Source organism: Mesorhizobium sp. WSM4813 (assembly GCF_055811555.1).
Genome location: NZ_JBVVQU010000108.1, coordinates 1 through 9,278, shown reverse-complemented (window position 1 = coordinate 9,278; position 9,278 = coordinate 1). Strand labels below are relative to the sequence as shown.

The window sequence follows — 9,278 nt, the reverse complement described above, 5'->3', positions numbered from 1 at the left end:
CCCAGCCTCCGTTCGCTGGTGATCAAACCGGACAACTCATCTGCTACCTAATCCGGACAACTCATCTGCTTACGACACGCATCAGCGCAGTCTTGTTTTTTTCGAAGAAGCGGACTATATGAGGTCCATTGATATTTCGGCCGATCGATCCGGGCCTCGCGATAATTCGCGTTTGCTGACGTTCTATCTCCAAAATCTCGATACAAACCGACTGGACTTCGGTTCGGTCAAGCTAAGCAAACGTATAAGGACTATCGAAATGGCAACAGGTACGGTCAAGTGGTTTAATTCCACCAAGGGTTTCGGCTTCATCCAGCCTGACAGCGGCGGCGCGGACGTTTTCGTTCACATCTCCGCAGTCGAGCGCGCTGGGCTGTCGACCCTGGTCGAAGGCCAGAAGATCAACTTCGAGATCGAGCAGGACCGCCGCACTGGCAAGTCGTCCGCTGGATCTCTGAGCAAGGCAGCCTGATTTTGCGAATGGCGCGCGCCGGGCGATAGCTCGGGGCGCGCGGCAAGTCACGGATGTACTGACGGTCGCGCGAGAAGCGCACCGGAGCGAAAAACCCGACAAGCCGAAGCAGCAGATTGCTGCCGGCCCGGACCAAACGCTCCCGATCAGGCTACCAAGCATGGAAGGCGGGATTTTGTCCCGCCTTTTTGCTGTCCGGATTTAGACGCCGACAATTAGCGAAACCGGCGATGCGGCGTCCTTCTCCCCGTCACTAAACGGGGAGAAGTGCCCGGCAGGGCGATGAGGGGCAGCGCGACGTATCGGGACTACCACTACAGAGCCAAGCACGCTATTGCGACAAAGGCTGGCGCCGCCCCTCATCTGGCTGCCGCCATCTTCTCCCCGTAGTGACGGGGAGAAGGACGCTTTCGCCGAAGCTTTCGCCAATCGCTGACGTTGCTCAGGAAAATCGGCGACCGGGATAAGCTAAACTATGCCCACGCCGAGCGGCGCCTCGAAAAGGCAAACATATCAAGGCAGCCACTCCATCGGCACATGCCCCGGCTCGGCCTCGACCCGCTTCAGCCAGGCCGCCACCGCCGGATAGGTGTCGAGCTGAAAACCGCCCGTCTCGGCCGTGTGCGTATAGGCGTAGAGCGCGATATCGGCGACGCTCAATGCCTCACCGGCAAAGAACGCACTGCCCGCCAGATGCTTGTTCATCACGCCGAGCGCCTTGTTGCCGCGCTCCAGCGTCACCGCCAGCCGTTCCGGCGTCGCATCCTTGGCTCGCTCGGGAAAGGTCAGCAGCGCCTTGCGCACCGCGATATAGGGTTCGTGGCTGTACTGCTCGAAGAACAACCACTGATAGGCTAGCGCCCGCTCGTATCTGTCGGCCGGCAGGAACCGCGTGCCTTCGGCGAGGTAAAGCAGGATGGCGTTGGATTCGGCCAGCCGCCGGCCGTCGTCGAGTTCGAGCAGCGGCACCATAGCGGTCGGGTTCTTGGCAATATAGTCCGGCTTGCGCGTGTCGCCGGTGTGCGAGCTCACCTCGACATTGGTGAAGGCGTTGCCGAGCTTGGCCATCAACAGGCGCGGCTTGTAGCAATTGCCGCTGTCGATCATTCCGTAGAGTATCATTGGCGCTCCGCTCGCTCGTGCAACGACAGCCCTTGGGGGCCGGGTCCGGTGTCAAGGCTCTATCCCGGCGGCAACGGCTTCATCCAGTGATTTGTTTTGGCGCAACCATCAGCGCCGCTGATGGATCACCCAAACAACGGCACGACGTTGTTGTCCCTGCCAAGCAGCCGGTCGATGGGCAGCGGCTCTTCATCGAAGACAGTGCCGGCCAGCGCCGGCCGGGCAAGGTAAAAACCCTGCAGAAGATCGACGCCGCCGTCCAGCGCGACGCGCAGATGCGTGGATTGCTCGATGCCTTCGACCAGCACCTTGGTGCCGCGGTCGTGCAGCGCGGAGACCAGCGGCCGGAAAAACCGCTCGGCGGCGGCATGGCGGCAGAATTCCGCGAACCAGGTGCCGTCGATCTTGACGATGTCAGGCTGGACAAGCGCGACCCGTTCTTCCGTCGAATGCCCTGTGCCGAAATCATCGATGGCGATGCGGATGCCGTCACGCCGCATCTCGCGCGCCAGGCTGACAAGCACCTTGTCGTCGGCCGCCTGTTCGGTGATTTCGCAGACCAGCATGCCGGGGTACAGATCGAACTCGGCGAGATGCCTGGTCATCAGCCTGATCTCAGCCAGCGCTCGCCCGGGGTCATCGTTGATCAGCGGATTGTAGTTGAAGAACAGGTCGAGCCCATCGACGCCGATGTTGCGGAAGTTCCGGAGATGCAGCACCCGGCACATCGTCTCGACGAACAGGCGATCCGCCACGGGGACGCCCTCGAAAAATACGCGCGGCGCGACCGACCTGCCGGCGCGGTGCGGCTCGATCAGGCCCTCGACCGCGACGGCCTTCAAAAACCTGCCGCGCGGAGCAAAAATCGGCTGATACGCGCTCCTCAACCGGAACGCGCCATAGACGCCGTATTCGATACCGACCTCATCGGCAAAGATTGCTTCGCCGACATTGCGCCGCCTGTCGGGCCTCCCGGTCACGGCACCGCCTTGCGCCCGAAAGCCCGTTTCGGCCGCGGCGAAGGCGAGACAGTCGCAGGCGCCTCGCCGGTATCGGGCACTGTCACCGGCATCTGCCTGTCCTTGCCGAAGACGTGAAAGCTGGTCGGTGCAAGCTCCGGGCGTGCCAGCGCGAATCCCTGCACCATCGAGGCTCCCGATTTCTCAGCCAATTCAAGCTGCCAACCCTGCTCGATGCCCTCGAACACGGTGCGGATGCCTTGCTGTTCGAAACTTGCCACCATGGCGGTAAGGAGCGCGAAGCCGGCGCCGGACTCCATCAGTTGCATGATCCAGTGGGCATCGAACTTGACGATGTCAGGCCTGAGCTCCTTGATGCGGTTGATATCGGACTCGTCGGCGCCGTAATCGTCGACGGCGATGCGAAACCCGTTGGCCCTGAGCGCCTCGACGAAATTGTAGAGCGTTTCCTGCGACGCCGATTTCTGCTCGGTCACCTCGCAGACGACCCGGTTCGTATCGATCTCAGCCTCATGCAGCACCAGCCGCATGTCGCGCAGCGCCTTGTCGGCGATGCTGCGATCGGTGAACACCGACGGATCGAAGTTGATGAAGATAGATGCCTCTTGCGGCAGGCAGGCGCCGGCGTTCAAAAGGTGCAGCGTCCTGGTCAGCGCCTCGATATGCAGGCGGTCGACCGTCGGACAGGTGTTGAAAAAACTCATCGGCGACTGCGGCTCGCCGTCGCGGAATGGCCGGATCAGCCCCTCGAATGCGGTGATGGACAATTTACCGTTGCTGAAGGCGAAGATCGGCTGGAAAGCGCTCTGCAGCGTATAGATGCCCCAGACACCGCTGGCGGTGCCGTCGTCATGACGGACGATATGGGGCCCGATGCTGCGCGACACGGTTCCTCGCTCTGCGAGATTGGCGGAATGGGTCGTGATCCAGCCACTCGAGGTTTTACCGCCGGTAAGTGAATTTATTGTTGCCGAATTTGCCGGCGATTTGAGATCTGGCTCATCCGACAGAGCTTGCGCTTGGCGGAATGATGCGACATGAGAAGCGCCGCGGTTAGATCGACCGCCTGCATCCCAAGGAGATAACATCGTCATGGCCTTTCTTGCTGACGTCCTTTCCCGCGTAAAGCCTTCCGCGACCATCGCGGTGACGCAGAAAGCGCGCGAGCTGAAAAACGCCGGCCGTGACGTGATCGGGCTGGGTGCCGGCGAACCGGACTTCGACACGCCGGACAACATCAAGAACGCTGCGATCGAGGCTATCCGCCGCGGCGAAACGAAATATCCTCCGGTTTCCGGCATCGTGCCGCTGCGCGAGGCGATCGCCAAGAAATTCAAGCGAGAGAACAATCTCGATTACCGGCCGGAGCAGACCATCGTCGGCACCGGCGGCAAGCAGATACTGTTCAACGCCTTTATGGCGACGTTGAATCCCGGCGACGAGGTCATCATTCCGAGGCCGTACTGGGTCAGCTATCCCGAGATGGTGGCGATCTGCGGCGGTACCTCGGCCTTTGCCGACACCTCGATTGACAACGGTTTCAAGCTGACGGCGGCGGCGTTGGAAAAGGCGATCACGCCGCGCACCAAATGGCTGTTGATGAACTCGCCGTCGAACCCGTCGGGCGCTGCCTACACCGAGGCTGAATTGCGCGCGCTGGCCGACGTGCTGCTCGAACATTCCCATATCTGGGTCCTGACCGACGACATGTACGAGCACCTGATCTATGGCGATTTCGTCTTCAGAACCATCGCCGAGGTCGAGCCGAAGCTTTATGAGCGCACGCTGACCATGAACGGCGTGTCGAAGGCCTATGCCATGACCGGCTGGCGCATCGGCTATGCGGCCGGGCCCGTGGCGCTGATCAAGGCGATGGATATGATCCAGGGCCAGCAGACCTCCGGTGCCTGCACCATCGCCCAGTGGGCATCGGTGGAGGCGCTGAACGGTCCGCAGGATTTCATTGCGAAAAACAAGGCGATCTTCCAGGCTCGGCGCGATCTCGTCGTGTCAATGCTCAATCAGGCGCGCGGCATCACATGTCCGTCGCCTGAAGGTGCTTTCTACGTCTATCCGTCCTGCGCCCGGTTGATCGGCAAGAAGACCAAAGCCGGCAAGGTGATCGACGGCGACGAGGCCTTCTGCTCGGAGCTGCTCGAGGCCGAAGGCGTAGCGGTCGTGTTTGGTTCGGCCTTCGGCCTCGGCCCGAACTTCCGCATCTCCTACGCCACGTCGGAGGCGTTGCTCGAAGAGGCCTGCACGCGCATCCAGCGCTTCACCGCCTCGCTGATCTGATCAGGCACATCTCGAACACGAAACCCGGCTTGCAGTCGGGTTTCGTGGGCTCAAAAGCCTCAGTCGCCATACTGCTCGTCTGTCACCCTCTCCAGCCAGTCGGCGTGAACGCCGTCGAGCGCCTCCTGCATGGCGATATGCGCCATCGCCGACTTCGGACCGGCGCCATGCCAGTGCTTTTCATCAGGCGCGAACGAGATGACGTCGCCGGCCCTGATCGCCTGTACCGGCTCGCCCCAGCTTTGTGCGAGGCCGGCGCCTGATACGACATAGAGCGTCTGCCCCAGCGGATGCGTGTGCCAGTGGGTACGCGCGCCGGGCTCGAAACTGACCATGACGGCGCGCAGCCGCGCTGGCGCTTCCTTCTCGATGATCGGCGTCTGCCACACGCGGCCGGTGAAGTATTTTTCCGGCGCAATAACGGTCGGCGCGCTGCCGCAGGCAATGATCTTCATCGTCGCGAGTCCTCAAGCTGATGGCGGATCGGTCGGCGACGGCCGTTCCTCTTTGCCGCAAGAAGCAGGCACTTTCTTCCGATAACCATCATGGCGCAACCGCTTTTGCGGCTGTTCAGCGACGGGCTTTGTCGCGGGATTTGATGGGAGGGCTGGGCCCGCATCGACGGCTTCGCCGATCACGGCTCAACATCTGCGACATCAGGCGATCTCAAATCCCTTGCCCTCCCGGCTAACCCGTGGGACGATGCCTTTGGGTAGGTGGCAAACTGAAAAAAGCCCCGCCCGCGACGGTCGACAGGCCGGCCGCCGCTCCCAGGGAAATGCCTGAGTGGAGGTCAGTCATGGGAACTCGCGCCGGAGGACGACGCACGGGACCGAAATGCATTGCCATAGTCGGTCCCTTTGCAAGCGGTAAGACGACACTTCTCGAAGCCATATTGGCCCGCACGGGCGCCATTCCCCGCCAGAATCCCGTTTCCTCGGGAAACACCGTTTCCGATCATTCGCCCGAGGCACGCGCCCACGCCATGAGCGTCGAGGCGACCTTTGCGACCACCGAATTCATGGACGAGCAACTCACCTTCGTCGATTGTCCCGGTTCCATCGAATTCTCTTTCGAGGCAGAGCCGGTGCTTGCCGCCTGCGACATCGCCGTGGTCGTTGCCGAAGCCGACGCGAAGAAGATCCCTGCCCTGCAGCTGATCATGCGCAAGCTCGACGATCTCGGCGTGCCGCGCATCATGTTCCTCAACAAGGTCGACAAGGCGATATCAGGCGTGCGCGACACGCTGAAGATGCTGCAGCCGGCAAGCTCGGTGCCGTTGCTGCTTCGCCAGATCCCGCTGCGCAAGAACGGCGTCGTGATCGGCTCGATCGATCTGGCTCTGGAGCGCGCCTACATCTATCGCGAATATGCCGAAAGCGAGGTCGCCCAGATTCCCGGCGACGACAAGGCGCGCGAACTGGAGGCGCGCTTTTCCATGCTGGAGACGCTCGCCGATCATGACGACCAGTTGATGGAGCAGCTTCTCGAAGAGATCGAGCCGCCGAAGGACGCGATCTTCGACGACCTCGCCGCCGATCTGCGTGACGGCGCGGTGACGCCGGTGCTGATCGGCACCGCCGAGAAGGGCAATGGCGTGCTGCGGCTATTAAAGACGATCCGCCACGACGCGCCTGATGTTGAAGCAACCCGCAAGCGCCTCGGCGCACCTGACGGCAAGGCGACCGTAGTCCAGGTGATGAAGACCATTCACACCGCGCATGGCGGCAAGCTGTCGGTCTCGCGCATCCTGTCCGGCCAGCTTGCCGACGCCTCCGAGCTCTTCCTTTCGAATGGCACCACCGCAAAAGTCTCCGGGATCTACAGAATGCTCGGCAAGGACCAGACCAAGCTCACCTCGGCCAGGGCCGGCGACACGGTCGCGCTCGGCAAGCTGGACGACGTCACGACCGGTCAGACCTTGAGCTCGGTAAAGGGCGGCATCAAGCCGTTGGTCACACTGATGCCGCCGCAGCCGGTCTTTGCCTTCGCGCTGCGCCCGAAGGAACGCAAAGACGAAGTGAAGATGTCGGCTGCCATCCAGCGCCTTGCCGAAGAAGACCCCTCGCTCAGCCTGCGCCACAATCAGGATTCGGCCGAAACCGTGCTGTCGGGCCATGGCGAGATGCATCTGCGTGTCGTGCGCGAGCGGCTGGAGGGCAAGAACCAGATCCCGGTCGAAGGCCATGCGCCGGCCGTGCCTTATCGCGAGACGATCCGCAAAACGGCGCAGCAGCGTGGCCGCCACAAGAAGCAGTCGGGCGGCCATGGCCAGTTCGGCGACGTTGTGATCGAGATCAAGCCGCTGCCGCGCGGCTCCGGCTTCCAGTTCACCGATACCATCACCGGCGGCGCCGTGCCGAAAACCTATATCCAGTCGGTCGAGACCGGCGTGCGTGATTATCTGAAATCCGGCCCGCTCGGCTTTCCGGTGGTCGATGTCGCCGTCAACCTGTCCGACGGCTCCTATCACGCCGTCGATTCGTCGGACATGGCCTTCCAGATGGCGGCGAAGCTGGCGATGAAGGAAGGCATGGCCGCCTGCTCGCCGGTGCTGCTCGAACCGATCATGAAGGTCGAGATCGTCACGCCGTCCGACGCGACATCGAAAATCATCGCCCTGATCCCGCAGCGTCGCGGCCAGATTCTTGGCTATGATGCGCGGCCCGGCTGGCCGGGATGGGATGTCGTCGAGGCGACCATGCCGCAGGCCGAGATCGGCGACCTGATCATCGAGTTGCGTTCGGCCACTGCGGGCGTGGCCAGCTATCGTGCTACCTTCGACCATATGGCCGAACTCACCGGCCGCCTGGCCGACGAAGCGTTGAACGCCAACGGCAAGGCCGCCTGACACTGGATTTTGGCGCCGTTGCCTCAGGGGGCAGAACTCAAGGAAACGGCGTCCGGAATGATCCGGACGCCGTTCTCTTGCGGACCGTCTTCGTGGGAGGCGAAACGGCAGGTCCGCCGCACATGCCGCCGGCGCCTGATGGCCTCGGCGGAACAATGGTTCGGACGCGGTAGCCGCCTGAGCCCGGATCGTCCGAGTGATGCCCCCATCTCCCGCACGAACCACACCGCGTCCTATGATCTGCTTAGTCGATGCTGGGCGCCTGTGACATGTTACCTGAGGTTACATGTCACTGTTACGTGACAAGTTCGGTCTGCTTTCCCTTGGCGCAAGCAGGTTTCGGGCAACAAAAAAGCCGGATCAATGAAGATCCGGCTGAGTTTGATTGGAAGTGCCTGTTAAGGCTAACCTCCAGAGGGGAACACTCAAGGGCGCTAATGGGAGGAGAACGCGCCCAGGAGATGATCTATATATGTGCTCTTCATGCCCAAGAAACAAGCATCTATTTTGCAACACACACATGCAAAATGACACAGGCTGTGGTCTAACCCGTTTCTTGGCGTCATAGGACCAGCAGAATCGTCGAAAAGCGGTGCACAGCCAGGCAAAAACCATTGCGAAATAGCGAATCAGGGCCATTTCTCGATCCGGAACGCAAAACAACGAATGACGTCGAATCAGGCAATACGCGTTTATTTTTGCAGCAGCCGCGCATCGACCCGAAATTGGAATCGCTTTTCGGAAAGCACGATGCGGAGATTTCAAAGTGCTAGAGCGCACTTTGTGCGTCCAAGTGGAGGCACGTCGTTCTAGAAGGCAGCCTCGATGAGGACACGTCAGGCGATCGCCGGCAGCGCGCTGTTCTTCGCTGCAGCGCCCGGTGTGGTGGCGGGATTGCTGCCCTGGCTGCTGACCGATCGCTATCGTCTGCCATGGTCGACCCTGCCCGGCTCGGTCCCGGTCGGTTGGGTCCTGATTATCGTCGCGACGGCCTTGCTGCTTCATGCCTTCGCCCGTTTTTCCCTCGAAGGCCGGGGCACGCCCGCCCCGCTCGCGCCGACCGAGCGACTGGTCGTCGGCGGTATTTACCGGCATGTCCGCAACCCGATGTATGTGGCGGTGCTGGCGATCATCCTTGGCCAGGCGCTGCTGTTTTCGAGTTTGGCTCTCGTTGCCTATGCCACTATCGCCGCCGTCGCCATGGTCTCGTTCGTGAAGTTCCATGAGGAACCGACGCTTGCCCGCCGCTACGGCGCCGACTACGAGGCCTACCGCCATGCCGTTCCAGGTTGGCTGCCCCGCCTGACGCCATGGCGCGGGTGAGCCGGAAAACGGAGATGTTTCAGGGTGTGTTGAGATTCAGGTCAGGCCGCGCCGAGAATGGTGGGTTCCGAGAACCGGAACGGAGCGGACATCGGTGCGTGAGTATTGGAAGCGCAGGAACCCGTTCGCAGGCCGGCATCACCCTGGAGATCGCGATACCTAGAGCGTTCTGTCATTTGATTGAATCGTAGGGATTCCCGAATCACGACAATTTTGATTCAACCTGCTGGCTGGG

Annotated in this window: 8 protein-coding genes; 4 read left to right on the top strand and 4 right to left on the bottom strand. The window is 61.6% G+C overall.

Features of this window, described 5'->3' with window-relative positions:
* Positions 1–259 precede the first annotated feature (259 nt).
* Positions 260–472 (top strand): cold-shock protein, encoded by a 213-nt coding sequence (locus AC0L25_RS31790; RefSeq protein ID WP_023678332.1) that lies wholly within the window; start codon positions 260–262, stop codon positions 470–472.
* A 513-nt stretch (positions 473–985) separates the two neighbouring features.
* Here AC0L25_RS31790 and AC0L25_RS31785 read toward each other — a convergent pair.
* From AC0L25_RS31785 to AC0L25_RS31775, 3 genes are all read right to left on the bottom strand, one after another.
* On the bottom strand, positions 986–1,594 hold the full coding sequence (locus AC0L25_RS31785) for a glutathione S-transferase family protein (RefSeq protein WP_473599084.1): 609 nt from the start codon (positions 1,592–1,594) through the stop codon (positions 986–988).
* A gap of 125 nt (positions 1,595–1,719) precedes the next feature.
* Entirely contained in the window at positions 1,720–2,574 is an 855-nt protein-coding gene (locus AC0L25_RS31780; RefSeq protein ID WP_473599083.1) for an EAL domain-containing protein, read from the bottom strand.
* Positions 2,571–3,461, bottom strand: a complete 891-nt coding sequence (locus tag AC0L25_RS31775) for an EAL domain-containing protein (protein ID WP_473599082.1) — start codon at positions 3,459–3,461, stop codon at positions 2,571–2,573. Before AC0L25_RS31775 ends, AC0L25_RS31780 begins: the two co-directional genes overlap by 4 nt.
* Positions 3,462–3,666: 205 nt before the next feature.
* Here AC0L25_RS31775 and AC0L25_RS31770 point away from each other — a divergent pair, with 205 nt between their 5' ends.
* Entirely contained in the window at positions 3,667–4,869 is a 1,203-nt protein-coding gene (locus AC0L25_RS31770; protein ID WP_473599081.1) for a pyridoxal phosphate-dependent aminotransferase, read from the top strand.
* Positions 4,870–4,928: 59 nt separating this feature from the next.
* Here the strand turns inward: AC0L25_RS31770 and AC0L25_RS31765 are convergent, their stop codons facing one another.
* On the bottom strand, positions 4,929–5,324 hold the full coding sequence (locus AC0L25_RS31765) for a (R)-mandelonitrile lyase (protein ID WP_473599080.1): 396 nt from the start codon (positions 5,322–5,324) through the stop codon (positions 4,929–4,931).
* 344 nt (positions 5,325–5,668) lie between these two features.
* On the opposite strand from AC0L25_RS31765, the gene AC0L25_RS31760 reads away from it, so the two are divergent.
* Together AC0L25_RS31760 and AC0L25_RS31755 are read left to right on the top strand one after the other, a co-directional pair.
* Positions 5,669–7,720 carry an elongation factor G gene (locus AC0L25_RS31760; RefSeq protein ID WP_473599079.1) on the top strand — a complete coding sequence of 684 codons (2,052 nt, stop codon included), beginning with the start codon at positions 5,669–5,671 and terminating at the stop codon, positions 7,718–7,720.
* A gap of 825 nt (positions 7,721–8,545) precedes the next feature.
* Entirely contained in the window at positions 8,546–9,043 is a 498-nt protein-coding gene (locus AC0L25_RS31755; protein WP_473599078.1) for a methyltransferase family protein, read from the top strand.
* Positions 9,044–9,278 lie beyond the last annotated feature (235 nt).

Excerpts from the sequence above, each read along its gene's own strand:
- AC0L25_RS31790 (WP_023678332.1), top strand. The coding sequence starts at position 260 with ATGGCAACAGGTACGGTCAAGTGGTTTAATTCCACCAAGGGTTTCGGC.
- AC0L25_RS31785 (WP_473599084.1), bottom strand. The coding sequence starts at position 1,594 with ATGATACTCTACGGAATGATCGACAGCGGCAATTGCTACAAGCCGCGC.
- AC0L25_RS31770 (WP_473599081.1), top strand. The coding sequence starts at position 3,667 with ATGGCCTTTCTTGCTGACGTCCTTTCCCGCGTAAAGCCTTCCGCGACC.
- AC0L25_RS31765 (WP_473599080.1), bottom strand. The coding sequence starts at position 5,324 with ATGAAGATCATTGCCTGCGGCAGCGCGCCGACCGTTATTGCGCCGGAA.
- AC0L25_RS31760 (WP_473599079.1), top strand. The coding sequence starts at position 5,669 with ATGGGAACTCGCGCCGGAGGACGACGCACGGGACCGAAATGCATTGCC.
- AC0L25_RS31755 (WP_473599078.1), top strand. The coding sequence starts at position 8,546 with ATGAGGACACGTCAGGCGATCGCCGGCAGCGCGCTGTTCTTCGCTGCA.